The 25,029-nt window shown below is 71.8% G+C and carries 23 protein-coding genes; 11 read left to right on the top strand and 12 right to left on the bottom strand.

The genetic code is table 11. The features are described 5' to 3' along the window. Positions 1-20 precede the first annotated feature (20 nt). On the bottom strand, positions 21-713 hold the full coding sequence (locus tag ACWCWD_RS32715) for a HEAT repeat domain-containing protein (RefSeq protein ID WP_450778540.1): 693 nt from the start codon (positions 711-713) through the stop codon (positions 21-23). A gap of 441 nt (positions 714-1,154) precedes the next feature. Here ACWCWD_RS32715 and ACWCWD_RS32710 point away from each other — a divergent pair, with 441 nt between their 5' ends. Both ACWCWD_RS32710 and ACWCWD_RS32705 read left to right on the top strand, forming a co-directional pair. Then, positions 1,155-2,936 carry a 3-hydroxyacyl-CoA dehydrogenase family protein gene (locus ACWCWD_RS32710; RefSeq protein WP_450778539.1) on the top strand — a complete coding sequence of 594 codons (1,782 nt, stop codon included), beginning with the start codon at positions 1,155-1,157 and terminating at the stop codon, positions 2,934-2,936. A gap of 100 nt (positions 2,937-3,036) precedes the next feature. Further along, complete coding sequence (locus tag ACWCWD_RS32705; protein ID WP_450778537.1) at positions 3,037-3,867, top strand: TetR family transcriptional regulator; 831 nt, start codon at positions 3,037-3,039, stop codon at positions 3,865-3,867. Between the two features lie 60 nt (positions 3,868-3,927). On the opposite strand, the gene ACWCWD_RS32700 is transcribed toward ACWCWD_RS32705, so the two are convergent. After that, complete coding sequence (locus tag ACWCWD_RS32700) at positions 3,928-4,764, bottom strand: restriction endonuclease (protein ID WP_450778535.1); 837 nt, start codon at positions 4,762-4,764, stop codon at positions 3,928-3,930. A gap of 160 nt (positions 4,765-4,924) precedes the next feature. Between ACWCWD_RS32700 and ACWCWD_RS32695 the strand changes: the two genes are divergently transcribed. From ACWCWD_RS32695 to pssA, 8 genes are all read left to right on the top strand, one after another. After that, positions 4,925-5,719, top strand: a complete 795-nt coding sequence (locus tag ACWCWD_RS32695; RefSeq protein ID WP_450778533.1) for a GNAT family N-acetyltransferase — start codon at positions 4,925-4,927, stop codon at positions 5,717-5,719. 393 nt (positions 5,720-6,112) lie between these two features. Then, positions 6,113-7,489: a crotonyl-CoA carboxylase/reductase gene (ccrA, locus tag ACWCWD_RS32690; RefSeq protein ID WP_450778531.1), complete on the top strand. Its 1,377-nt coding sequence runs from the start codon at positions 6,113-6,115 to the stop codon at positions 7,487-7,489. 9 nt (positions 7,490-7,498) lie between these two features. Then, the gene (locus ACWCWD_RS32685) at positions 7,499-9,511 is read left to right on the top strand and encodes a protein meaA (RefSeq protein WP_450778529.1); all 2,013 of its coding nucleotides are present in this window, start codon (positions 7,499-7,501) and stop codon (positions 9,509-9,511) included. Continuing rightward, positions 9,508-10,479, top strand: a complete 972-nt coding sequence (locus ACWCWD_RS32680) for an HpcH/HpaI aldolase/citrate lyase family protein (RefSeq protein WP_327179003.1) — start codon at positions 9,508-9,510, stop codon at positions 10,477-10,479. The genes ACWCWD_RS32685 and ACWCWD_RS32680 overlap by 4 nt, the downstream gene beginning before the upstream one ends. A 2-nt stretch (positions 10,480-10,481) precedes the next feature. Next, positions 10,482-10,985, top strand: a complete 504-nt coding sequence (locus ACWCWD_RS32675; RefSeq protein WP_450778527.1) for a MaoC family dehydratase — start codon at positions 10,482-10,484, stop codon at positions 10,983-10,985. 58 nt (positions 10,986-11,043) lie between these two features. Next, complete coding sequence (locus ACWCWD_RS32670; RefSeq protein ID WP_450778526.1) at positions 11,044-12,249, top strand: acyl-CoA dehydrogenase family protein; 1,206 nt, start codon at positions 11,044-11,046, stop codon at positions 12,247-12,249. Positions 12,250-12,429: 180 nt separating this feature from the next. Further along, positions 12,430-13,077, top strand: a complete 648-nt coding sequence (locus ACWCWD_RS32665) for a phosphatidylserine decarboxylase (protein WP_327179000.1) — start codon at positions 12,430-12,432, stop codon at positions 13,075-13,077. Beyond that, a complete protein-coding gene (pssA, locus tag ACWCWD_RS32660) occupies positions 13,064-13,927 on the top strand; it encodes a CDP-diacylglycerol--serine O-phosphatidyltransferase (protein WP_390961881.1) in 864 nt (287 codons plus the stop codon). The genes ACWCWD_RS32665 and pssA overlap by 14 nt, the downstream gene beginning before the upstream one ends. A gap of 122 nt (positions 13,928-14,049) precedes the next feature. Here the strand turns inward: pssA and ACWCWD_RS32655 are convergent, their stop codons facing one another. Together ACWCWD_RS32655 and ACWCWD_RS32650 are read right to left on the bottom strand one after the other, a co-directional pair. Continuing rightward, positions 14,050-14,508 carry an SRPBCC family protein gene (locus ACWCWD_RS32655; RefSeq protein ID WP_450778523.1) on the bottom strand — a complete coding sequence of 153 codons (459 nt, stop codon included), beginning with the start codon at positions 14,506-14,508 and terminating at the stop codon, positions 14,050-14,052. An 85-nt stretch (positions 14,509-14,593) separates the two neighbouring features. Continuing rightward, positions 14,594-14,860 carry a UBP-type zinc finger domain-containing protein gene (locus tag ACWCWD_RS32650; RefSeq protein ID WP_450778522.1) on the bottom strand — a complete coding sequence of 89 codons (267 nt, stop codon included), beginning with the start codon at positions 14,858-14,860 and terminating at the stop codon, positions 14,594-14,596. A 232-nt stretch (positions 14,861-15,092) separates the two neighbouring features. Between ACWCWD_RS32650 and ACWCWD_RS32645 the strand changes: the two genes are divergently transcribed. After that, positions 15,093-16,328 carry an MFS transporter gene (locus ACWCWD_RS32645; RefSeq protein WP_450778520.1) on the top strand — a complete coding sequence of 412 codons (1,236 nt, stop codon included), beginning with the start codon at positions 15,093-15,095 and terminating at the stop codon, positions 16,326-16,328. Positions 16,329-16,435: 107 nt separating this feature from the next. Here the strand turns inward: ACWCWD_RS32645 and ACWCWD_RS32640 are convergent, their stop codons facing one another. From ACWCWD_RS32640 to ACWCWD_RS32605, 8 genes are all read right to left on the bottom strand, one after another. Next, positions 16,436-17,686 carry an ABC transporter substrate-binding protein gene (locus ACWCWD_RS32640; RefSeq protein ID WP_450778518.1) on the bottom strand — a complete coding sequence of 417 codons (1,251 nt, stop codon included), beginning with the start codon at positions 17,684-17,686 and terminating at the stop codon, positions 16,436-16,438. Beyond that, positions 17,683-18,831, bottom strand: a complete 1,149-nt coding sequence (locus tag ACWCWD_RS32635) for an ABC transporter permease subunit (protein WP_450778516.1) — start codon at positions 18,829-18,831, stop codon at positions 17,683-17,685. Before ACWCWD_RS32635 ends, ACWCWD_RS32640 begins: the two co-directional genes overlap by 4 nt. Beyond that, the gene (locus ACWCWD_RS32630; protein ID WP_450778514.1) at positions 18,824-19,714 is read right to left on the bottom strand and encodes a branched-chain amino acid ABC transporter permease; all 891 of its coding nucleotides are present in this window, start codon (positions 19,712-19,714) and stop codon (positions 18,824-18,826) included. The genes ACWCWD_RS32635 and ACWCWD_RS32630 overlap by 8 nt, the downstream gene beginning before the upstream one ends. Next, entirely contained in the window at positions 19,711-20,535 is an 825-nt protein-coding gene (locus tag ACWCWD_RS32625) for an ABC transporter ATP-binding protein (RefSeq protein WP_450778512.1), read from the bottom strand. The genes ACWCWD_RS32630 and ACWCWD_RS32625 overlap by 4 nt, the downstream gene beginning before the upstream one ends. Beyond that, complete coding sequence (locus tag ACWCWD_RS32620; RefSeq protein ID WP_450778510.1) at positions 20,523-21,320, bottom strand: ABC transporter ATP-binding protein; 798 nt, start codon at positions 21,318-21,320, stop codon at positions 20,523-20,525. The genes ACWCWD_RS32625 and ACWCWD_RS32620 overlap by 13 nt, the downstream gene beginning before the upstream one ends. An 844-nt stretch (positions 21,321-22,164) precedes the next feature. Then, on the bottom strand, positions 22,165-23,280 hold the full coding sequence (locus ACWCWD_RS32615; RefSeq protein ID WP_450778616.1) for a glycerate kinase: 1,116 nt from the start codon (positions 23,278-23,280) through the stop codon (positions 22,165-22,167). 213 nt (positions 23,281-23,493) lie between these two features. After that, positions 23,494-24,141: a class F sortase gene (locus ACWCWD_RS32610; protein ID WP_450778614.1), complete on the bottom strand. Its 648-nt coding sequence runs from the start codon at positions 24,139-24,141 to the stop codon at positions 23,494-23,496. A 49-nt stretch (positions 24,142-24,190) separates the two neighbouring features. Then, positions 24,191-24,934 carry a hypothetical protein gene (locus ACWCWD_RS32605; RefSeq protein WP_450778508.1) on the bottom strand — a complete coding sequence of 248 codons (744 nt, stop codon included), beginning with the start codon at positions 24,932-24,934 and terminating at the stop codon, positions 24,191-24,193. Positions 24,935-25,029: the final 95 nt, after the last annotated feature.

Here is a 25,029-nt window from a genome sequence, read left to right as displayed (position 1 = left end):
GCGGAGGGCGGTACGGGTGGTCAGGGCGTGTTTGTCGACTCCCCGGCCACCGGCAGCAGGCGGAGGGCGTGGGCGGCGGCGCCGGAGAGCCTGGGGTGCGGCAGCGCCGACTCCAGGACCGGCCGGGCCCTGTCGTCCCCGAGCTGCCCGAGTCCCTCGACGCAGGCCAGCGCCACCCGCCAGTGCGGTCCCCCGGGTGCGAGCAGCCCCTCCAGGGTGGCGATCAGCGCGGGAGCCGACTCCGGGGCGCGCAGGGCGGTCAGCAGGCGCACGGGGTGGAGGGCGTACGCGGAGCGCAGGGAGTTGGTGGCGAGCGCGGCGGCCGCGCGGGGCGTGCGTGGGTCGCGCAGCTCGGCGAGGGCGAGCGCGGCGGTGGCGCAGCGCTCGGGGTCGCGGTGGTTGAGCAGCAGCACGAGGGCCTCGAAGGCCCGGCGGTCCCCGGCGCACCCGAGCCGGAAGGCGGCGACTTCCCGGGCCCAGAGGGGGCGGCCGGGTTCGACGAGCACCCGGGCGAGCTCCTCCCGGTCTGCGGTGACGGCGAGCCGCGTGCACTCCTCCCGCCCCGCCGCGCCCGCTTCGAGCCTCAGCCGCTCCGTGAACGCATCCGTGAACGAATCCGCGAGCGGACCCGGAAGTGCATTCTCGAGCGGATCCGGAAGCGAATCCGTGCGCCCGGTGAGCGCGTCCGTGCGCGGTCCCGACTCCTCGTCCATGACGCTCAGCGTATCTTCGGACACGTTCCGTACGGAAGGCGCGCGCGTTCGCACACACGACCAACTGTGAGCCAGGGCACAAGGGTTCCGGGCTGGCGCGCTCATTACCCGCCGGTTACTCTCATGTGAGCGGGGCACTCCCCCGCAGGCTCCGGTGGCCTGGTGACGCAGCCATCCGGAGTGCATGTCGGTTCGGCGGTCTTCGCGAGACGCGAAAACCTCCGCGTGACGCGACCCGGGACAGGGTCCGTCCCCTTCTCCGGGCCGGGACGCGTGTCCCGCAGCCCGGCCCCGTACGCCTCGTGCACGTCGTACGCCTCGTTCACGTCGTACATCGCGTACACCTCGCACACCTCGACACGCGTTCCGCACGCGCGCGTTCCTTCGCCCCTCGTGCGCGCCGTGCTCCCTCACAGTCGTCACTCACCCTGGAGTCCCGTGATGGACACCCCGTTCACCACCATCGCCGTCGTCGGCCTCGGCACCATGGGCACCGGCATCGCCGAGGTCCTGGCCCGCGCGGGCCGCGAGGTCATCGGCATCGACATCGACCAGGCGGCGGCCCGCCGTGCGGTTGCCTCGCTGGAGGCGTCCACAGCTCGCGCCGTGCGCCGGGAGCGTCTCACCGAGCGGGAGCGCGGTGACGTCCTCGCCCGTTTCCGCACCTTCTCCGACCTGTCGGCCGCCGCCGACGCCGAACTCGTCATCGAGGTGGTGCCGGAGTCGTACGAGATCAAGCAGCAGGTGATCCGGGAGCTGGACGCGGTCGTCGCGCCGGGCACGATCCTGGCGACCGGCACCAACGCCCTTTCCGTGACCCGGCTGGCCGCCGAGTCGCTGCGGCCGGAGCGGGTGCTCGGGCTCCACTTCTTCAACCCCGCGCCGGCGATGAAGCTCGTGGAGGTGGTCTCCTCGGTGCTGACCGCCCCGCCCGCCGTGGAGGCCGTCACCGCGCTGGCGCGGGAGCTGGGCAAGGAGCCGGTCGCGGTCGGCGACCGCCCGGGGTTCGTGGCGGACGGCCTGCTCTTCGGCTACCTGAACCAGGCCGCCGCCATGTACGAGGCGAACTACGCCTCCCGCGAGGACATCGACGCCGCGATGCGGCTCGGCTGCGGGCTCCCGATGGGGCCGCTGGCGCTGCTCGACCTGATCGGGATCGACACCGCCCGCACGGTGCTGGAGGCCATGTACGCGGCCTCGCACGACCGGCTGCACGCGCCCGCCCCCGTGCTCGGGCAGCTCAGTGAGGCCGGGCTGACCGGCCGCAAGGCGGGCCGCGGCTTCTACTCGTACGCGGCGCCGGGCAGCCAGGACGTGGTCCCGGACGCGCTCACTCCGCACGAGGGCGCGGCCGGCGTCCCCGGGCGCCCGGTCACCGCGGTCGGGGTCGCGGGCTCGGGCACGATGGCGTCGGGCATCGCCGAGGTCTTCGCGAAGGCCGGGTACACGGTGGTGCTCGCCGCCCGGTCCCAGGAGAAGGCGGACGCCGCCAAGGGCCGGATCGCCACGTCCCTGGAGCGCTCGGTCACCAAGGGACGGCTGACCGCCGAGGCCCGGGACGAGACACTCGCCCGGATCACCCCGGCCGGTTCGCTGGACGCGTTCGCCGAGGTGGATCTCGCCGTGGAGGCCGTCGCCGAGGACCTGCTGGTCAAGCAGCAGCTCTTCGCGACCCTGGACAAGGTCTGCAAGCCCGGCGCGGTGCTCGCCACCACCACCTCCTCGCTGCCGGTCGTGTCCGTCGCGCGGGCCACGTCCCGGCCGAGGGACGTGGTGGGGATGCACTTCTTCAACCCGGCGCCCGCGATGAAGCTGGTCGAGGTGGTCCGCACGGTGCTGACCACCGACGACGTGCACGCCACCGTGCGCGAGGTCTGCGCGAAGGTGCGCAAGCACCCCGTGGACTGCGGCGACCGGGCCGGATTCATCGTCAACGCGCTGCTCTTCCCGTACCTCAACAACGCGATCAAGATGGTCGAGGAGCACTACGCGACGCTGGACGACATCGACGCCGCGATGAAGCTCGGCGGCGGCTATCCGATGGGCCCGTTCGAGCTGCTGGACGTGGTCGGGCTGGACGTCTCCCTCGCCATCGAGAAGGTGCTGCACCAGGAGTTCCGCGACCCGGGGCTGGCCCCGGCGCCGCTGCTGGAGCACCTGGTCGCGGCGGGATGCCTGGGCCGCAAGACCGGGCGCGGTTTCCGCGAGCACACGCGGCGCTGACCCCGCCCCCGGGGTGGTGTCCGGCCGGTCACGCACGGCCTTGATCGACAGGACACCACCTCGGGAGCGCTGCCCCACACCCATGGAGTACGTTCACACCATGTCCCAGCCCGCCAGGTCACCCCGTGCCACCGCCGCCTCCGACGCCCCGGAGAGCACGGCAGTCACTCGCGCCGCCGCCCAACGGCTCAAGATGCGCCGCGAGTTGGCCGCCGCAGCGATGGAGCTTTTCGCGACGAAGGGGTACGAGGGCACCACCGTCGACGAGATCGCGGGCGCCGCGGGCGTGGCCCGGCGGACCTTCTTCCGGCACTTCCGGTCGAAGGAGGAGGCGATCTTCCCGGACCACGACGACACCCTGGTGCGGGCCGAGGCGGTCCTGAACGCGGCCCCCTCCCACGAGCACCCGCTCGACACGGTGTGCCGGGGCATCAAGGAGGTCATGAAGATGTACGCGGCCAAGCCCGCCGTCTCCGTGGCCCGCTACAAGCTCACCCGCGAGGTACCGGCGCTCCGCGAGGCCGAGATCGCGTCGGTGGCCCGCTACGAGCGGCTGTTCACGCGCTATCTGCTGGGCCACTTCGACGAGCGGGACAGTCACGTCGGCAACGACGACCCGCTGCTGGCCGAGGTCGCCGCGTCGGCCGTGGTGACCGCCCACAACCACGTGCTGCGGCGCTGGCTGCGGGCGGACGGCAAGGGCGACGTGGAGGACCAGCTCGACCATGCCTTCGCCATCGTCCGGGAGACCTTCGGCACCGGCACGGGCATCGGCGCGGACCGGATCGTCGGCACCGAGCCGGCGAAGTCCGCGGCGCCGCCCGCCGCTTCGGTGACCACGGACGGCGAGGTGCTGGTCGCGGTGGCGCGGACGGACGCCCCGCTGGACGAGGTCATGCGGACGATCCAGCAGGCGCTGAAGGAGCGCTGAGGCACGGGCCCGCCGACGTCTTTCGGCCACGGCCCGGGACACCACCCGGCGGGCGGACGCTCAGGCGGGCTCGGGCAGTCCGGTCCCGCCGACGGCCGCCGGGGACTCCCACGGCGGCGGCAGCGTCCCCCCGCTCCAGCCGGCCAGCGCGTCCGCGTCGACGCAGACGATGCCGCAGGCGGCCGCGTACTCGACGGCGGGCGCGGTGAATTCACCGGTGGTCACCACGATCGCCGTGTCGGCCCCGTGGACCGCGTAGCAGGTCCCGCCGAACCGCTGGAGATCCTGCGAGCCGACCTTGTTGGCGGGGCCGTACCGCTTGCACTGGACGACGAGGCGGCGGCCGTCCGCCGTGGTGGCGAGCACGTCGGCGCCGAGGTCCCCGGCGCCGCCCACCCGTTCGACGTCCCGGCAGCCGTCGCGCCGGCAGAGGTCCGCCACGGCCTCCTCGAAGGCGTACGGGTCGAGGGCCGCGAAGTCCACCGGAGCCGGCCCGTACGCGGGCTGGGGCTGGGCCGACCCGCACTCGGGCCCGGCACCGCGCTCGGGCTCGGGGGCAAGCACCGGCTCGGCCCGCACCTCCGCCGCCACCGCCTCGTCGATCTCCGCCAGCGCGGTGTCCACCAGCTCCTCCGCCGCCCCGGTCACGGCCGCCGCGAGCCGGGCGGCGCGCCTGCGCCGGTGACGCCGGCGCAGCAGGGCGGCCGCGCCCACGAGGACGAGCAGGGCGAGCACGCCCCGGACGACGGGATGGCCGCCGACGCCCTGCCAGGCGCTGCGGAGCAGCGTCCCGCCGACCCCGAGCAGGAGCGCGGCGAGGACGAATCCCACTGCCGTGCGCCGGAGGCTGAAGTCCCCGCGGCGCGTCCGTGTGCGCCCGCGTATCGCTGTCGGCATCCCGTCCGCCACCCCTCGTCCCGTCCCTGCGTCCTGCGCGTCGCGTGTCCGGCCAGGCGCAAGATCATCTCCTTCCGGCGTCTGCCCGGGATGGGGTGATCGACGCGGGCGCGGCCGAAATTCACTGGTCGGGGCCGTCGCCGTGTGATCGGGTGCGCCGATGACTACACCTCAACGACTTCTTGCCCTGTTCGATCACGAGATGCGGGAGCACGCCCGCCCCGACGGCCCCGGCGCACGGGTGGAGCGGGACGGTCCGGTGGTACGCCAGAGCGGCGGCGACGACAGCTGGAGCGCTGTCGTGTGGTCCTCACCGGAGCTCGACGAGGAGGGCGCCGACGCGGCCGTCGCGGCGCAGGTCGCGTACTGCCTGGCACGCGGTGTCACCTCCTTCGAGTGGAAGCTCTACAGCTACGACCGGCCCGCCGACCTGGGCGAGCGGCTGCGGGCGGCGGGGTTCGTCCCGGAGCCGCCCGAGACGCTGATGGTGGCGGCGGTGGCCGACCTGCCGGCCGACGCCGGGCCGCCCGCCGGGGTCGAGCTGCGCGAGGTCCACGACGAGGCGGGGGTGCGGCTGATGGCCGAGGCGCACGAGGCGGCGTTCGGCACGGACTCCTCGTGGCTGCGCGACCAGATGCTGGCCCGGCTGGCGGCGGCGCCGGAGGAGTTCTTCGGGCTGGTGGCCGTGGCGGACGGGGTGCCGGTGAGTTCGGCGCGGCTGGAGCTGTATCCGGGCACCTCCTTCGCGGGGCTCTGGGGCGGGGGGACGCACCCGGCGTGGCGGGGGCGCGGCATCTACCGGGCCCTGGTGGCGCACCGGGCCCGTACGGCCGCCGCGCGCGGGGTCGGGTACCTCCAGGTCGACGCGTCCGCGGACTCGGCGCCGATCCTGGCGCGGCTGGGCTTCACGGCGCTCGCCACCACGACGCCGTACGTGTACCGCATCGCGCCGTAGCCCTTCTCCTGCGGGACAGACCGCACCAGAACACCCATCGTGTTGCTCATGCGTGCCGACCGGATGACAGCTGAGAGAAATTTCTGGCACTCGGTGCCTTGTCAGCTGTCACGCAGTGCCATACGTTGAAGGCGTCCGGGCGGCCGGCGTACCAGAAACTCGACGTACGCCGGCTGTCCCCGGGGCCGACCGTGCCCACGCGCCCGGACGCCTGCGTCACAGGCACCCTTCCGCTCCACCGAGCACGCCGAGCATCACCCGCCGAACCGACGGCACACCTCCAGACCGCACCGCTCCCTGTCCATCAGGGACCACCGAAGCGTTCCTCACCAGCGTTCCCCTGGCTCTCGGCCCGTTCGAGCAGGGGAGACACCACCCGCCGGAGGCATCACCGTGAAGGACATCCTGGACGCGATCCAGTCGCAGGAAAGCACCGCAGCCGACTTCGCGGCGCTGCCCCTCCCCGAGTCGTACCGCGCGGTGACCGTGCACAAGGACGAAGCGGGAATCTTCGAGGGGCGGGCCACCCGCGACAAGGATCCGCGCGAATCGCTCCACCTCGACGAGGTCCCGGTGCCCGAACTCGGCCCGGGAGAAGCCCTGGTCGCCGTCATGGCCAGCTCGGTGAATTACAACTCCGTCTGGACCTCGATCTTCGAGCCGGTGTCCACCTTCGGCTTCCTGGAGCGGTACGGGCGGCTCAGCGAGCTGACCAAGCGCCACGACCTGCCGTACCACGTCATCGGCTCCGACCTCGCGGGCGTCGTGCTGCGCACCGGGCCCGGCGTGAACGCCTGGCACCCCGGCGACGAGGTCGTCGCGCACTGCCTCTCCGTCGAACTGGAGTCGTCCGACGGCCACAACGACACGATGCTCGACCCCGAGCAGCGCATCTGGGGCTTCGAGACCAACTTCGGCGGGCTCGCCGAGATCGCCCTCGTGAAGTCCAACCAGCTGATGCCCAAGCCCGCCCACCTCAGCTGGGAGGAGGCGGCGGCCCCCGGCCTCGTCAACTCGACCGCGTACCGCCAGCTCGTCTCGCGCAACGGCGCGGGCATGAAGCAGGGCGACAACGTGCTGATCTGGGGCGCCAGCGGCGGACTCGGTTCGTACGCCACCCAGTTCGCGCTGGCCGGCGGCGCCAACCCGATCTGCGTGGTCTCCAACGACCAGAAGGCGGAGATCTGCCGCCGGATGGGCGCCGAGGCGATCATCGACCGCAACGCCGAGGGCTACAAGTTCTGGAAGGACGAGAGCCACCAGGACCCCCGCGAGTGGAAGCGGTTCGGCAAGCGGATCCGCGAGCTGACCGGTGGCGAGGACGTCGACATCGTCTTCGAGCACCCCGGCCGCGAGACCTTCGGCGCCTCCGTCTACGTGACCCGCAAGGGCGGCACCATCGTCACCTGTGCCTCCACCTCCGGGTACACCCACGAGTACGACAACCGCTACCTGTGGATGTCGCTCAAGAAGATCGTCGGCTCGCACTTCGCCAACTACCGCGAGGCGTGGGAGGCGAACCGGCTGGTGGCGAAGGGGAAGATCCACCCGACGCTCTCCCGCGTGTACACGCTGGAGGAGACCGGCCAGGCCGCTCACGACGTGCACCGCAACGTCCACCAGGGCAAGGTCGGCGTCCTCGCGCTGGCCCCGCGCGAGGGCCTGGGCGTGCGCGACGAGGAACTGCGCGCGAAGCACATCGACGCCATCAACCTGTTCCGCGACACCTCCGCGGAACCGGCCGCCACCCCTTCCCGCGAGAACGTCTGAGGTCTCCCGATGACCGAACGTCACAAGGACCGTCCCTGGCTCATGCGGACGTACGCGGGCCATTCGACGGCCGAGGCGTCCAACGAGCTCTACCGGCGCAACCTCGCCAAGGGCCAGACCGGTCTCTCCGTCGCCTTCGACCTGCCCACCCAGACCGGTTACGACCCCGACCACGTCCTCGCCCGCGGCGAGGTCGGGCGGGTCGGGGTGCCGGTCTCCCATCTCGGCGACATGCGCCGGCTGTTCCAGGACATCCCGCTGGAGCAGATGAACACCTCGATGACGATCAACGCCACCGCGATGTGGCTGCTGGCGCTCTACCAGGTCGTCGCCGAGGAGCAGGGCGCCGATCCGGGCAAGCTCCAGGGCACCACCCAGAACGACATCGTCAAGGAGTACCTCTCGCGCGGGACGCACGTGTTCCCGCCCGGGCCCTCCCTGCGGCTGACCACCGACATGATCACGTACACGGTCAACCGCGTCCCCAAGTGGAACCCGATCAACATCTGCAGCTACCACCTCCAGGAGGCCGGGGCCACGCCCGTCCAGGAGATCGCGTACGCCATGTCCACGGCGGTCGCCGTGCTGGACGCGGTGCGCGACTCCGGGCAGGTGCCCGAGGAGAAGTTCGGCGCGGTGGTCGGGCGCATCTCCTTCTTCGTGAACGCGGGCGTCCGCTTCGTCGAGGAGATGTGCAAGATGCGCGCCTTCGGCCGGATCTGGGACCGCATCACCCGTGAGCGGTACGGCATCACCGACCCCAAGCAGCGGCGGTTCCGCTACGGCGTCCAGGTCAACTCCCTCGGCCTCACCGAGGCGCAGCCGGAGAACAACGTCCAGCGCATCGTGCTGGAGATGCTGGCCGTCACCCTCTCCAAGGACGCCCGCGCCCGCGCGGTGCAACTCCCCGCGTGGAACGAGGCGCTGGGGCTGCCGCGCCCCTGGGACCAGCAGTGGTCGCTCCGTATCCAGCAGGTCCTCGCGCACGAGAGCGATCTGCTGGAGTACGAGGACATCTTCGACGGCTCGCGGGTGATCGGGGCCAAGGTGGACGCCCTGGTGGAGGAGGCGCTCGACGAGATCGACCGGATCGAGCAGATGGGCGGCGCGATGGCGGCCGTCGAGTCCGGCTACCTCAAGTCCGAGCTGGTCGCCTCGCACGCCGCACGGCGGGCCCGGATCGAGAGCGGCGAGGAGAAGATCATCGGCGTCAACGTGCACGAGGCGACCGAGCCCAGCCCGCTCACCGCCGACCTGGACGGCGCCATCATGACGGTGGACCCGGAGAACGAGGCCCGGGTGGTGGCCGCCCTGCACGCCTGGCGGGACGCCCGCGACGAGGCGCGCGCCTCCGAGTCGCTGGCCGCCCTGAAGAAGGCCGCCGCCGGTACGGAGAACCTGATGGCCGCGACGGTCGAGTGCGCCCGCGCCGGGGTGACCACCGGGGAGTGGTCCTGGGCGCTGCGGGACGTGTTCGGCGAGTTCCGGGCGCCGACCGGGGTCTCCTCGGCGCCGGTGGCCGTGACCGCCGAGCCGGGCACCCCGCTGGCGGCGGTCCGCGCGAAGGTGGCCCGTACCGCCGAGGACCTGGGCTGCGGACGGCTGCGGCTGCTGGTCGGCAAGCCGGGGCTCGACGGGCACTCCAACGGTGCCGAGCAGATCGCCGTACGCGCGCGCGACGCCGGTTTCGAGGTGGTCTACCAGGGCATCAGGCTGACGCCCGAACAGATCGTCTCCGCCGCGCTGGCCGAGGACGTGCACTGCGTGGGCCTGTCGATCCTCTCCGGCTCGCACGCCGAACTCGTCCCCGACGTGCTCCACCGGCTGCGCGAGGCCGGCGCGGACGACGTCCCGGTGATCGCCGGCGGGATCATCCCGCCCGCCGACGCCGCCGCTCTCGTCCGGGCCGGGGTCGCCGCCGTCTTCACCCCGAAGGACTTCGGTATCACGGAGATCATCGGCCGTATCGTCGACGAGATCCGCAAAGCCAACAAGCTCGACCCTCTGGAGGTCCCCGCATGACCACGCCCACGCCCGTGAACCGGCTGCGTCCCCGCCGCTCGTGTCTGGCCGTGCCCGGTTCCAACCCGCGCTTCCTGGAGAAGGCCCAGGGGCTTCCGGCCGACCAGGTCTTCCTGGACCTGGAGGACGCCTGCGCGCCGCTCGCCAAGGAGGGGGCGCGGCACACCATCGTCGACGCGCTCAACCAGGGCGACTGGACCGGCAAGACCAGGGTGGTGCGGGTCAACGACTGGACCACGCACTGGACGTACCGGGACGTCATCACGGTCGTCGAGGGCGCCGGGCCGAACCTCGACTGCATCATGCTGCCGAAGGTCCAGGACGCCGAGCAGGTCGTCGCGCTGGACCTGCTGCTCACCCAGATCGAGAAGACGATGGGCTTCGAGGTCGGCCGGATCGGCATCGAGGCGCAGATCGAGAACGCCAAGGGCCTGGTGAACATCGACACCATCGCGGCGGCCTCGCCCCGGCTGGAGACGCTGATCTTCGGCCCGGCCGACTTCATGGCGTCCATCAACATGAAGACCCTGGTGGTCGGCCAGCAGCCGCCCGGCTACGGCGCCGACGCGTACCACTACATCCTGATGCGCATCCTGATGGCGGCCCGTACGCACGACCTCCAGGCGATCGACGGACCGTTCCTGCAGATCCGTGACGTGGACGCCTACCGCGAGGTGGCCGGCCGCGCCGCGGCGCTGGGATTCGACGGCAAGTGGGTGCTGCACCCGGGCCAGGTCGACGCGGCCAACGAGGTCTTCTCGCCGTCGCAGGAGGACTACGACCACGCCGAGCTGATCCTCGACGCCTACGACTGGTGCACCTCGGAGGAGGGCGGCAAGAAGGGTTCGGCGATGCTCGGCGACGAGATGATCGACGAGGCGAGCCGCAAGATGGCGCTGGTCATCGCGGGCAAGGGGCGGGCGGCCGGGATGCGGCGCACCTCGAAGTTCGAAGCCCCGGAGGCCTGACCATGCAGTTCGGACGCACCTTCGAGGAGTTCGAGGTCGGCGCGGTCTACAAGCACTGGCCCGGAAAGACGGTCACCGAGTACGACGACCACCTCTTCTGTCTGCTGACCATGAACCACCACCCGCTGCACATGGACAGCAACTACGCGGAGAACACGACCGACTTCGGCAAGAACGTGGTCGTCGGGAACTACGTCTACTCGCTGCTGCTCGGCATGTCGGTGCCGGACGTGTCGGGCAAGGCCATCGCCAACCTGGAGGTGGAGTCGCTGCGGCACATCGCGCCCACCTTCCACGGCGACACGATCTACGGCGAGACCACCGTGCTCGACAAGACGCCGTCGAAGTCCAAGAGCGACCGGGGCATCGTGTACGTCGAGACCCGGGGCTTCAAGCAGGACGGGACCGTGGTCTGCGTCTTCCGGCGCAAGGTGATGGTTCCCACGCAGGAGTACATCGAGGCGCGCGGCGGCGAACAGCCCGGCCGCCCGACCCCCGTCAACTAGATCGACCCGCCAACCAGAGCGCCCCGCCAACTAGAGCGAAGTCACAGGAGAAGCCGTCATGAGCCGACTCGCCCGGACCGCCGGTCTGACCGACGTCCAAGAGGAAATCCTCTCCACCGTAAGGGACTTCGTCGACAAGGAGATCATCCCGGTCGCCACCGCGCTGGAGCACCGCGACGAGTACCCGACGGAGATCGTCGAAGGGCTCAAGGAGCTTGGCCTGTTCGGGCTGATGATCCCGGAGGAGTACGGCGGGCTGGGTGAGTCGCTGCTCACGTACGCGCTCTGCGTGGAGGAGATCGCGCGCGGCTGGATGAGTGTGTCGGGGATCATCAACACGCACTTCATCGTGGCGTACATGCTCAAGCAGCACGGCACGCAGGAGCAGAAGGACACCTTCCTGCCGCGCATGGCGCTGGGCGAGGTGCGGGGCGCCTTCTCTATGTCCGAGCCGGGTCTCGGATCCGACGTGTCCGCGATCACGTCCAAGGGCGTGCGCGAGGGCGACGAGTACGTCCTGAACGGCCAGAAGATGTGGCTCACCAACGGGGGGACGTCGACCCTGGTGGCGGTCCTGTGCCGGAGTGACGAAGGACACCCCGAGGGGACGCCGCCGCACAAGTCGATGACGACCTTCCTGGTGGAGAAGGAGGCCGGCTTCGGGGAGGTCAGGCCCGGCCTCACCATCCCCGGGAAGATCGACAAGATGGGTTACAAGGGGGTCGACACCACCGAACTCATCATGGACGGACTACGCATTCCGGCCAATCGGGTCCTCGGTGGCACCACCGGCCGAGGGTTTTACCAAATGATGGACGGAGTCGAGGTCGGCCGGGTGAACGTGGCGGCGCGTGGCTGCGGTGTCGCTCAACGTGCATTCGAATTGGGCGTTTCGTACGCTCAGCAGCGTCAAACTTTCGGAAAGCCGATCGCCCAGCACCAGGCCATCCAGTTCAAATTGGCCGAAATGGCCACCAAGGTCGAAGCGGCCCATGCGATGATGGTAAACGCGGCCCGCAAAAAGGACTCCGGGGAACGTAACGACCTGGAGGCAGGGATGGCGAAGTACCTCGCCTCCGAATACTGCAAGGAAGTCGTCGAGGACGCCTTCCGCATCCACGGCGGCTACGGCTTCTCCAAGGAGTACGAGATCGAGCGCCTCTACCGCGAGGCACCGATGCTGCTGATCGGTGAGGGTACCGCCGAGATCCAGAAAATGATCATTGGCCGCCGACTCCTGGAGGAGTACCGCTTGCAGGGTTGATCGTCCCTTTAGGGGCGATTTGGCCGCGAAGAAGATCACATCCAGTGACCCTGGAGCGCGGTCTTCGAGCGGTCCGACTCGGCTGCTGGCTTGCCCAGTTGTGGCCACCAACCGATAGCATCGGCGGAAAGCCGCCGTCCCCCGTTGCCAGCGCGGCATCATCCGCTACGAAGGTCATTCATGCCCGACAGCCTTACCTCCGCACACCGCGGCGGGGTCCGCATCGCTCGCGGAGCATCGCCGTGGCTCCTCCCGACCGTCGCCACCGCGGCGCTCAGCCTGACCCGGGCGCGCAAGTCCGGCCGCTGGGCCGCCGTGGCCGTGCCCACCACCGCGCTCGCGGCGGGCATGCTGTGGTTCTTCCGCGACCCCGAGCGCGAGATCGCGCAGGGCCGGGTCATCTCCCCGGCCGACGGCGTGGTGCAGAGCATCATGCCGTGGAAGGACGGGCGCACCCGCGTCGCGATCTTCATGAGCCCGCTCAACGTCCACGTCAACCGCGCTCCGCTGGCCGGTACCGTGACGTCGGTCGAGCACGTCCCGGGCGGGTTCGTCCCGGCGTTCAACAAGGAGAGCGAGAACAACGAGCGCGTTGTCTGGCACTTCGACACCGAGCTCGGCGACATCGAGATGATCCAGATCGCCGGCGCGGTCGCGCGTCGCATCGTGCCTTACATCCCCCAGGGCACGAAGGTCGAGCAGGGCGAGCGCATCGGCCTGATCCGCTTCGGTTCGCGCGTCGACATCTACCTGCCGGAAGGCGTCGAGGTCGCGGTCGAGGTCGGCCAGGCCACCACCGCGGGGGTGACTCGAATTGACCGTGGTTGATCCGGACACCCAGGCCGACTGGGTGCCCGAGGCCGCCGACGAGGGTGACGGAGACGGCACCCAGGACATGCCTCTCTCACTGCGGCTGTCGATAGCGGACACCCTCACGCTCGGCAACGCCACCTGCGGGTTCATGGCGGTGTACTTCACCACCACGGGCATTCTGATCCCGCACCTCACGGGCAGTGACGAGTCGGGCATGGCGCGTCACTCCGCGGCCACCGCGGTGATCCTGATGCTGATGGCGGCCGTCTTCGATCTCTTCGACGGTCTGGTGGCCCGCAAGCTGCGGTCGTCGCCGATGGGCGCGGAGCTGGACAACCTCTCCGACCTCATCAGCTTCGGTCTCGCGCCGGCGTACTTCGTCCTGGTCTACGGGATGGTCGCGGACGACGCGCACCAGCGGGTCTCGGCGCTCGCGGCGATCGTGGTGCTGCTGGCGGTGGTGCTGCGGCTTGCGCGGTTCTCCTGCGTGACCTTGAAGGACGGCATGTTCCAGGGCATGCCGAGCCCCTTCGGAGCGCTCACGGTCGTCTCGATCGTGCTCCTGGAGCTGCCCTTCGTGCCCACCCTCCTCGCGATCGTCGGGGTGGCGTGGCTGATGGTCAGCCGGGTCGAGTACCCGAAGCCGCGGGGTGTGCTCGCGGTGGCGATGCTCGGCTGGATCGTGGCCGCGATGGGGCTCCTCGTCGCCTGGGCGTTCGACGCCCCGGGCGGTCAGCTGCTCCTCCAGACCGGCTGCGCGCTCCAGGTCGTGCTGGGCGCGGTGATCCCGCTCTTCGCGACCGCGCGGCGCGTGAACACTTTCCGCGGCAACCGGCGGGAGGCGCGCGCGGCGCAGCTGCCGTAGCCGTCGCCGTACGCACGTACGTACACGCAGAGGCCCGGATGCTCATGGCATCCGGGCCTCTCGCATGTCCGGGGCGGGCGCGTGTCCGGGGCGGGCGCGCCCCCAGGCGGCTCCCGGCACGCTCACGGGGCCGGGACGGCGGCTTCCACGGCCTTCTTGATACGGAGCCCGAAGGCGGGGGCGTCCTTGCGCGCGGCCTTGACGGCGAAGCCGACCAGGAGCTTGCCGATGCCGTGGCCTTCGAGGACGTTGTAGATCCGGACCCGGGTCCCGCCGTTCCCGGTGGCCTCCAGGTCGTACCCGCCCTCCGCCGCGGCGACGACGTTCTTCGACTTCTCCTGCCAGCGGACCCGGGTCGGAGCCACCAGTTCCGTGATGGCGAATTCCCGCTGGGTGGTCATTCCGGCGTCCTTGACCGTCGAGCGGAACGTGGTGCCGACGACCGTCGGGCCGGCCGGAGTCTTCTCGATCTTCTGCACCCGCGGGCTGAAATCCCGGTCGTTCTCGCCGTCGGCGAGATAGGCGAAGACGGCGTCGATCGGACGGTCGATCTCGACGATCGCCTCGAATTGCGTGGCCATGAGTTCCTCCTCGGGGAATGCGCCCAGTCTTCGGTGCGCGCTCCCCCGGCGCACCCGGAACACCTGCCTCCGGGGGTCTGCGGGGTCAGCCGAGCACTTCGTGACGGAAGCACCAGCGCCATTCCTCGCCCGGCTCGTGGGAGCGCATGACGGGGTGCCCGGAGGCTTCGTAGTGGGCGGTCGCGTGCCGCAGCGGTGAGCTGTCGCAGCAGGCCACCCGGCCGCACGTCAGACAGAGCCGCAGATGCACCCAGTCGTCCCGGCCGACGGCCAGGCAGTCGGCGCAGGCGTCGGCGGGAGGGGCGGGGGTCGGGTCGGTGCCCGCCCGGTCCAGATCGTCGCAGAGGGCCATGTGCCGAGCGTACGACCGGGTCCGGCGGGCGGCAGGCCGGGGAGGTGGGGGCGTGCCCGTACGCGGAGGACGGCTGCCGGGGCTCCGGGTGGTCAGCCCTGGTGGGCGGACGGCCGGCGGTCGTCCGGTAGGTCGTCCGGCGGATCGGCGCGGACACTGCCCCGGGAGGGCATGCCAGTACCCCCTCAGCAGGTCCTGCCGACGGGGCGCGGATACTGGTTCTCTTGTGGACATGATCGATCAGCCCCCTGCCGCGGACGCGATACCCGCCCCGGCGCCGTCCGTGACGGCTCCCCTCCACCGCGGTATGACCCGCGGCCTCACCCTGCTGTTCGCGGTCTCCGCCGGTGCCGCGGTCGGCAACCTGTACTGGGCGCAGCCCCTGCTCGACACGATCGGGCGTTCCCTGCACATCGGCTCCGGCTCGGCCGGGCTGCTGGTCACCCTCACGCAGATCGGCTACGCCCTCGGGGCGTTCCTGGTGGTGCCGCTCGGCGACCGGCTCGACCGTCGCCGTCTCATCCCCGGGGTCATGCTCGCGTCGGCCGTCGCGCTGGCGGGCTGCGCGGCGGCGCCGGGTCTCGCGGTGCTGCTGGTGGCACTCGCTCTGGTGGGGCTGACCACGGTGGCCGGTCAGCTGCTGGTTCCGCTGGCCGGCGACCTGGCGGACGACGACCAGCGGGGCCGGGTGGTCGGCACGGTCGTCTCCGGAATCCTCTCCGGGATCCTCGTGTCGCGGACGGTCAGCGGGCTGGTGGCCGACGCGTTCGGCTGGCGCGCGATCTACGTGGTGGCGGCGGTGCTGACGGTGGTGCTCGCCGCCGTACTGGCGCGGGTCCTGCCGGCGGTCCCGCCCAAGGCGTCCGTGGGCTACCCGGCCCTCCTGAAGTCGGTGCTCGGTGCGGTGGGCCGGCACCGGTCGGTGCGGATCACCCTCGTCCTGGGCGCCCTCTGCATGATGGTGTTCACCATGTTCTGGACCTCGCTGACCTTCCTCCTCAGCGCCGCCCCGTTCGGCTACTCGGTGACCCGGATCGGGCTGGTCGGTCTGGTGGGCCTCGCGGGCGCGCTCGCCGCCCAGCGGGCCGGACGGCTGCACGACCGGGGATGGTCGGTACGCGGCACGGGTGCGGCTCTGCTGCTGGCGCTGGCCGCGATCGTGCTGGCCGGGTTCGGCGGCCGTTCGATCGTCGTCGTGCTGATCGCGGTCCTGCTGCTGGACATCGGTATCCAGGCGAGCAACGTCCTCGGCCAGACCCGGCTGATGGGTGTGGAGCCGCAGAGCCGCAGCCGGCTGAACACCGCCTTCATCACCGGCAACTTCCTCGGCGGCACCATCGGCTCCGCGCTGGCGTCCGTGCTCTGGCAGAGCGGAGGGTGGGCCGGGGTGATGACCGGCGCGGGTGTTCTCCTCGCCGTCGCGCTGACCGTGTGGGCCTGCGCCCGGCGGGCGCTGTCGGCGGTCTGACCGGGCGGGGCGGGTGGGCCCTCGCCGCGTACGTACGGCGCCGGCGGACCCGACGGTCCGGGTCCGCCGGCGCCGTAGGCACAGCGGTGGCTCCGTGCGGCGTACGGCTACTTCACGGTGTACGACTCGGCCGCCGGGGAGACCGCCGCCGGGCGGACCACCTTGAGGCCGCCGGGGACCTTCGTGTCGGGCTTCATGATGACGCTCTGCCGGGAGGAGGGCGCCTTCGGGTCGGTGAAGTCGTGGGACACCCCGAACTCGCTGCCGAAACCCTTGATGGTGAGCAGCGCCTTGTCGACTCCCTCGCGGGTGAGGTCCTTGGCGTCGCACGCCTTCTTCAGCGCCTCGCCGTAGACGGAGGCGGCGATCCACCCGGCGACGACGCCGTTGTCGAGGCCGTCCTTCGGGTAGGCGGCCGTGTACTCCTTGGCCAGCTTCGACGGTCCGGCGCCCGGGTCTCCGATGGGCAGGGCGGGGGCGGCGACGTAGTAGTCGGCCAGCAGCGCGGGGCCGGCCGGGGTCGCGAGCAGCTGCGGGGCGAAGGCGGAGTTGTTGCCAACGACCGGGACCTTGAAGCCGGTCGCGGCGGCGACTCCGACGAGCGAGGCGGCCTGACGGGGGCCCGCGCTGACGATGATCGCCTTGACCCCGGCCTGCTTGAGCGCGGAGACCTGCGCGGTCATGTCGTTGTCGGTGGGCTTGATCTTCTGCTCGACGACCGTGAGGCCGGCCTGCTCGGCCGCGTACTTCGCCCCGGCGAGGGCGTTCTCGCCGTAGTCGCCCTCGAAGTACACCTGGCCGATCTTGTCGCCCTTGGCGATGCGCTTCTCGGTGAGCAGGTAGTCGATCAGGTTGATCGTCTCGATGTCGTACGTGGCGCCGATGACGCGGACGTACGGGGAGCCGAGCAGGTTGGCCGACCAGGCCTGCGGCAGCACCACCCCGTGGTCCTGGCCGTCGATGCGCTGCTCGACGGCGGCGACGAACGGGGAGCCGATGAACTGGGTGAAGCCGAGTACCTCGGGTTCGAGTTCGGTGTAGGCGGCGATGGCCTTCTGCGGGTCGTAACCGTGGTCGCGGACGGTCAGCTCGATCTTCCGGTCGCAGATCCCGCCGGCGGCGTTGGTCTGCTTCACCCAGAGCTGCTGGGCCTGGGTGATGCTCGTGCCGAGCGAGGCGTACACCCCGGTCATGTCGGTCAGCGAGCCGAGGGTGATGGCCGAGTCGGTGACGCCCTGGCCGGTTTTGATGCCGCCCTTGTCCGTCTCCGTGTCCTTCCCTTCGGTGGCTTTTCCGCTGCACCCCGCGAGGGTGAGGGCGAGAGCCGCGACGACGGCTCCGAGAACACGCTTTCTCATTTCTTCTCCCCTGACTTCTTCAAACGCGTAAGGCCACCGGGCATGAACAGGACCACCGCGACGACCGCGGCGCCGTAGAGATAGCGGGACGCCTCACCGGGTGCGATTCCACCCGTACCGGGGGCGGAGACCAGCGGGAGGGACTCGCTGTAGTGGGTGAGCACCTGCGGGAGCAGGGAGACGAAGACGGCGCCGACCACCGCGCCGGCGACCGTGCCGAGACCGCCGATGACGATCATGGCGAGGTACTCCAGCGAGAGGGCCATGCCGAAGTACTCGGGGACGGTCCGCTGGAAGACCAGGGCGAGCAGGACACCCGCCAGGCCCGCGTACATGGACGAGAGCACGAACACCCCGGCGCGGTACCGGGCCACCGGAACGCCCATCACCCCGGCGGCGATCCGGTGGTCCCGGATGGCGTTGAGCGCCCGGCCCGGCCTGCCGCGCAGCACGCCGCGGGCGAACACCGCGCTGAGCACGAGAGCGGCCAGGGCCACGTACCAGAGCTTCTCGGACGACCCGAACGGCACGGCGGCCACGACGAGTTCGGAGTCGTCGAAGGTGAGCCCGAAGACCGACAGCGGGGGAACGGCACGGCCGTTGAAGCCGCCGGTGAGCGGGCCCGCGTTGAACAGCACGTGCTGGCCGATGAAGATGAGCGCGAGGGTGGCGATGCCGAGGTAGGCGCCGCGCAGCCGGGCCGCGATCGGACTGAAGATCCCGCCGGCCAGTCCGGCCAGCGCCACGGCGAGGATCGCGGCGAGCCAGGTCGGCAGGGAGAGTCCGGTGAGGCGGTGGCCGTTCTCCTGGCTCGGGTCCCCCGCGAGGACGCAGTATCCGTACGCGCCGACGGCGAGGAAGAAGCCGTGTCCCATGGAGAGTTGCCCGGTCGCCCCGGTCAGCAGGTTGATCCCGATGGCGCCGATCGCGGCGGCCATGGCGAACAGTCCGGCCTGGAGCCAGAAGCGGTCCAGGTAGAACGGCAGCACCAGCATCAGGACCGAGCCGGCGAGCCAGAGGTACGGGCGCGGGCGGCGGTGTCGTTCGCCGTACGTACGGGCCGACGGGGCCGGGGTGCCCGGTGCGGAGGGCACGGACGGTGCGGTGGTCGGGGTGAGGGTCCGGTCGGGCGTGGTCTCAGACACGGGCCGGCTCCTTCGTGCCGAAGAGTCCGGCGGGCCTGATCAGCAGCACGATCAGCATCACCAGGTAGGGCGCGAGGTCGCCGATTCCCCGTCCGAGGAAGGAGAGATCGCTCTGGTAGCCCGTGGCGAAGGACTCGGTGACGCCGACGAGGAGTCCGCCGGCGAGGGCCCCGGTGGTCGAGTCGAGGCCGCCGAGGATCGCCGCGGGGAACGCCTTGAGCGCGGCGAGCGAGGTGGCGCGTTCGAGTCCGGGGGTCGGGAACACGGTGAGGAAGAGGGCGGCGACGGCGGCGAGTGCCCCGGCCACCGCCCAGGCGGAGAGCGAGACCCGGCCGAGCCGGATGCCCATCAGGGCGGCGGCCTTCGGGTTCTCGGCGGCGGCGCGCATCGACACGCCCCAGGAGGTGAAGCGGAAGGCGAGCAGGAACACGGTGATGAGCAGCGCGGCGGCGACGAAGGCGGCGATCCTCGTCTGGGCGAGGGTGACCCCGCCGACGGTGACGACGCCGCTCCCCCAGGGGTCGCCGAGCGGCAGCACGTCGGTGCCCATGCGCCGGGTGAGTTCGGTGGTGAGGAGGATGTCGACGCCGATGGTGACGATGGCCAGCACGCTGTGGTCGCCGCCCCGGTAGCGGCGCATGACGAGGAACTCGACGGCGGCGCCGACGACCGCCGCGCCCGCGATGCCGGCGGCGAGCGCGGGCCAGAAGCCGATGTCGTCGTGGAGCACCGCGGTCACGTAGCCGCCGGCGAGCAGCAGGGAGGCGTGGGCGAAGTTGACGACCTCGGTGGCCTTGAAGATGACGACGAAGCCGAGGGCGATGAGGGCGTAGACCGAGCCGATGGAGAGGCCGCCCAGGAGGAGTTCGACGAAGGTGGTCATTCCTGTTCTTCTCCCAGGTAGGCACGGACGACGGCGGGGTCGTCCTGTATCTCGGCGGGGGTGCCGTCGGCGATCCGGCGTCCGAAGTCGAGGACGGTCACGGCGTCCGCGAGTCGCATCACCACGCCCATGTCGTGTTCGACGAGTACGACGGAGATGCCGAGGCTGTCGCGGACTCCGGCCACCACGGCGGCGGTCCGGCGGCGTTCGTCGGCGGTCATACCGGCGACGGGTTCGTCCAGGAGCAGCACCTCGGGCTCCATGCAGAGCGCCCGGCCGAGTTCGACCAGCTTCTGCGCTCCGTACGGCAGGGCGCCCGCCGGACGGTCCAGTTCGGCTTCGAGGCCGATGAACGCGGCGATCTCGTGGACCCGTTCGAGGTGGCGGCGCTCCTCCCGGGCGGCGGACGGCAGCCGGAGTCCGGCGGCGACGAATCCGGTGCGCATCAGCCGGTGCCGTCCGAGCAGCAGGCTCTCGGCGACGGTGGCGTGCGGCGGGAGCGCGAGGTTCTGGAAGGTGCGCGCCACGCCGAGGGCGGCGATCCGGTGGGCCGGCAGCCCGGTGAGTTCGGTGGCGCCGAGGTGCACGGTGCCGGACGTGGCCCGGCAGACACCGGAAAGCACATTGAACGTGGTTGATTTTCCTGCCCCGTTGGGGCCGATGACCGCGTGCACACTGCCGGGCTCGACGGTGAAGGAAACCCCGTCGAGGGCGGTGAGCCCGGCGAACCTGACGGTCACGTCGCGGACGGTGAGCGGGGCGGGCGAGCCGGTGCCCGGTGGCACGGCGGCGGGGGTGGGTGCGGTGGTCACGCCGACCACCTGCGCAGGGTGCGGTGGGCACCGGCCGCCGCGGCCGCGTCCTCGGCCGCCGTCTCGTCGACGACTCCGAGGTAGCGGCGGCGCACCTCGTCGGTGGCGGCGAGTTCGGCGGCCGGTCCGCCGAGGGCGACCTCGCCGACGTCGAGGACGTACGCGGTGGAGGCGAGGCGCAGCGCGATGGCCGCGTTCTGTTCGACGAGCAGCACGGAGGTGCCGCGCGCGTTGATCTCCTGGACGGTCTCGGCGATCTTGGCCGCCATCAGGGGGGCGAGGCCGAGGGACGGCTCGTCGAGCAGCAGCAGGCGGGGACGGGCCATCAACGCGCGGCCCATCGCCAGCATCTGCTGTTCGCCGCCGGACAGCAGTCCGGCCCGCTGGTGCGCGCGCTGGGCGAGTACCGGGAACAGCTCGTGGACGCGGGCGAGGGTACCCGCCGCCTCCTTGCGCCCGCCGCGGGCTCCGAGGGCACCGGCCCGCAGGTTGTCGGCCACCGTCATCCGGGCGAACACCTGCCGCCCTTCGGGTACGTGGACCACTCCGGCGGCGACCACCTGTGCGGGCCGCAGCCCGTCCAGGGGGCGGCCGTCGAAGTGGACGGTGCCGGTGCCGCTTCCGCGGTGGAAGCCGAGGGTCCGCGAGACGGCCCGCAGCAGTGTGGTCTTGCCGGCGCCGTTGCCGCCGAGTACGGCGGTGATCGTGCCGGCCGGCACGTCGACCGAGACGTTCCGCAGGGCCCGTACGGGGCCGTAGCCCACGGACAGCGAGCGGATCTCAAGCGTTGCCATGCGTCCTCCTCCTTCCGCCTGCTCGTCGTGGTGTCACCGGGCCGTCGTGCGGCCCGGTCGTTTCCGGCTCCGGCCGGGTCCGTCGTGACCGGGGCCGCGCGTGGATCCGTGGTGGATCGGTGCGCCGCACACCCGGCAGGGGCTGCGGGCAGCCCCTGGGCTCCACAGACCAGCACCGGTCCCGGCGCGCGTCCACGGCGTACGACGGACTCGATGCGGGCGACCAGTTGGGGCGCCGCCGGTCTGTGCGCGCGCACAGGGGGCGCTCTCCCGTCGGCGGGAGGTGGGGGCCGTCGCCCTCGCCACGACGCACGGCTTCCCGGCCTGCGGGAGGGGCGAGCGGATGGCGGCGCGAGGAGGAGCCGGTCCGGGCGAACGGATGACGGCGCGAGGAGGAGCCGGTCCGGGCGCTGCCCGGCGCGCAGCGGGCGGGGCCCGTGACGCCGCAGGGCCGGGCGGGCGGCGGGCGCCTTGGGCTGCCGGAGCGCGGGAGGTACGGGGTCGTGGCCTTGCCCGCGGCCGGAAGCGGCGGCCCGCGGCGGGGATTCAACGGGCGGAGTACGGACCAGGGGCGGCCCGCCCCGGTGGCTCCGGTATCCCTGGAGCGTGACGGGCCGGCGGAGCGGGCGGCGGTCCGGCTGCGCCGCCATCGCAACATGGTGCTCAACCGGCTACGGCGGCTGGAGCGGCCGACCGCAAGGGTCGTTGTCGAGACCGCGCGAACCGGCCGAACCGGCCGAACCGGCCCTGGCGCCAGCCGCGTTCCGGCCGGCTCCGCAGCCCGGCGGGCGGGCCCGGCGGGCGCGTGCGGCGCCGCGCCGGGACCCGGTGGCAGTCCGGTCGGTCAGCCGAGGTGCTCGCGGGCGATGGACTCCGCAGCCCGCTCCAGCAGGGGTCCGGCCTGGGCCATGGAGACTGCGGGGTCGGGCTCCAGATCCGCCAGGGCGTAGGCACGCGTGATGCCCGCCTTCTCCAACTGCTCCACGGTCAGCGCCAGTCGGCCGCACACCGCGACGACCTCCACACCGGCGGCGCGGGCCGCGGCCGCGACACCGGCCGGGGCCTTCCCGTGCAGGGTCTGCTCGTCGAGCGATCCCTCGCCGGTGACGACGAGCGTGGCGCGGGCGAGCGCGGGGGCGAACCCCAGCACGTCGAGCATCACCTCGATACCGGGACGGAACCGGGCCCCCAGCCCGACCAGCGCGCCGTAACCGATGCCGCCGGCCGCACCGGCACCGGGCAACGCGGCCTGTTCGGGGCCGAGCACGGCGGCGTAGCGGGCGAGCGCCGCGTCCAGGACCGCGATGTCCTCGTCGGTGGCGCCCTTCTGGCGCCCGTACACGGCGGGGGCGCCCTTCGGCCCGGTCAGCGGATTGTCCACGTCGCTGGCGAGGACGAGGTCCACGGAGGCGAGGCGCGGGTCGAGTCCGGAGAGGTCCGCCTCCGCGATGCGCGCGAGCCCACCACCGCCGGGTCCGACCGGCCGGCCGTCCTCGTCCAGGAACCGGGCCCCGAGCGCGGTCAGCATGCCCGCGCCACCGTCCGTGGTGGCGCTGCCGCCGACGCCGAACACGATGGTCCGGGCGCCGTCGTCGAGGGCGGCCCGCAGCAGTTCGCCGGAGCCGTAGGTGGTCGCGGTGAGAGGGGCGAACACGCCCGGCGGCAGGTGCTGGAGCCCGGACGCCTCCGCCATCTCGACCACGGCCGTGGTGGAGCGGAGCGCGTACGCGGCGTCGACCGGCTCACCGAGCGGACCGGTCACCCGGGCGGTTCTGCGCTCGAATCCGGCGGCGAGCGCGGCAGCGACCGTACCGTCGCCGCCGTCCGCCACGGGCAGCGTCTCCACCCGCAGTCCGGGAACAACGCGTCGCAGTCCGGTGGTCACCCGCTCCGCGACCTGTGCCGCCGTGAGGGAACCCTTGAACTTGTCCGCCGCGACCAGCACCCGCGCGGTCACCATCTCTGCTGCTCCGTCCGCCACCCTGAATCCTTCGCTATCGAACAGGCTCTCGTGCCGCTCGACCCTATCCGCAGCCCACCTGATCTGCCCATACTCCGGGCCCGGTTGCCCCCGGGGCCGGCACCGGAACGCGTCCGGCCGACCCGGAACGCACCCGACGGGCCGCGCGCGCGAGGCGTGCGGCCCGTCGTGGGGAGCCGTGGATGTCTCTTTTCAGGCGACTTTGTTGAGAGAGGTGAGGTGGGCGAAGACGACGACGTTGGCGGAGTAGCCGGTCTTCTTGTCGAAGCGTCCGCCGCAGGTCAGCAGTCGCAACTCCGGGCGGTTCGTCGTCCCGTACACCTTGTCGTCGGGAAACTCGCTCTTCTTGTAGGTCTTGACGGTGTCGACGGTGAAGACGGCCGTGCGCCGGTCGGCGCGCTGGACCTTGACGACATCGCCCCTGCGCAGGGCGTTGAGGTTCAGGAAGATGGCGGGGCCCGTCTCGGTGTCCCGGTGGCCGACGATCAGGGCCGTGCCCGCCTCCCCCGGTGACGGCCCGTCCTGGTACCAGCCCGCCACTTTGGGCCGGTTGATCGGCGGGGCGCCCAGACGGCCCTTGGCGTCGAGCTTCAGGCCGACGAGCGGGGCCTCGATGTAGATGGCGGGGATCGCGACCTTCACCGCCCGGGAGGGGCTCAGCGGGGGGTGGGATTCAGGGATGCGCTCGGGCATGCGGTGTGGAGCCCTCCGGAACGGCGGCGACCCGCCGCCCGCGGCATCGGAGCCACGGGCGGCGGCAGGCGCCGTCGCATCGTCGGACGCATCACTGCATACATGGACGATGCCTGCCACGAGGGAGGAGGTCGCGCACAACGTCAGCGTGAGACGGCATGCGCGACTCGGCCCTCGGCGCCGCCGTCGCGGAGTGTTACGCCTCGCCACGGGCGCGTCGGCGAGCCGCCCGGCGGGCCAGGACGAGCCCGCCGAGTCCGGCCACCCCCGCCGCCACGGCCGCGGTGGTCCCCGCTCCCGGGCCGGAGTCGCCGTCGTAGCTCGCGGTCTCCAGGGTGGGAACGCCACCGCCGCCCGCGGGGACTCCGCCGGCGGGGCGGTTGCCCGAGGCGGCGGCCGGGGTGTCGGCGGCCTGCGTGTCGGCGGTCGTGCCGTCGGCAGCCGTGGTGCCGGAGGCGGCCTGGTTGTCGGCGGCCTGGCCACCGGCCGTCTGGTTGCGCTCGCCACCGCGGGCGCCGCGGCTCTCGTCGGGGCAGTTGACGACGAAGGTCCGCTGCTTGGTCAGGCTGCCGGGGACGACCCACTGGAGCTGGTAGGTGCCGTCCGGCAGCTGGTACTGCGGGCTGCGGGCCCTGCCCTGCGAGAGGGGGAGCGTGCCGGCCAGCACGTTCCCGGGCGGAATGGTCAGCGGCAGTTCGGTGACGGTCCAGGCGACCGACTGGAGGGTCTCGAAGTTGTTGGCCGAAAGCCTGAACTGGCAGATCGCGCCGCCGTTCGCACGGCCGTCGCGACCCGCGTTGCGGATCTCCACGATGTTGAGGTCGCCGCTGTCGCCGGGAATGGCGAAGGCATCGGAGGCGCAGGTGAGAGCGATGCCGGCGGCTGCCACGAGGGTGCCGGCGCGGAGGGCGTGGGTACGGGTGGAGGCGGAGAGGGACATGCATGACTCCTTGAAGCCGGAACGATTGTCGTACTAATGGAAGGGGCACCCAAGGGATGCCACAGGTGATCCACAAGAGGGGACCGGCGTGACCG

It is taken from the genome of Streptomyces sp. NPDC001493, assembly GCF_053597235.1.
This window is presented reverse-complemented; position numbering and strand designations above follow the sequence as displayed.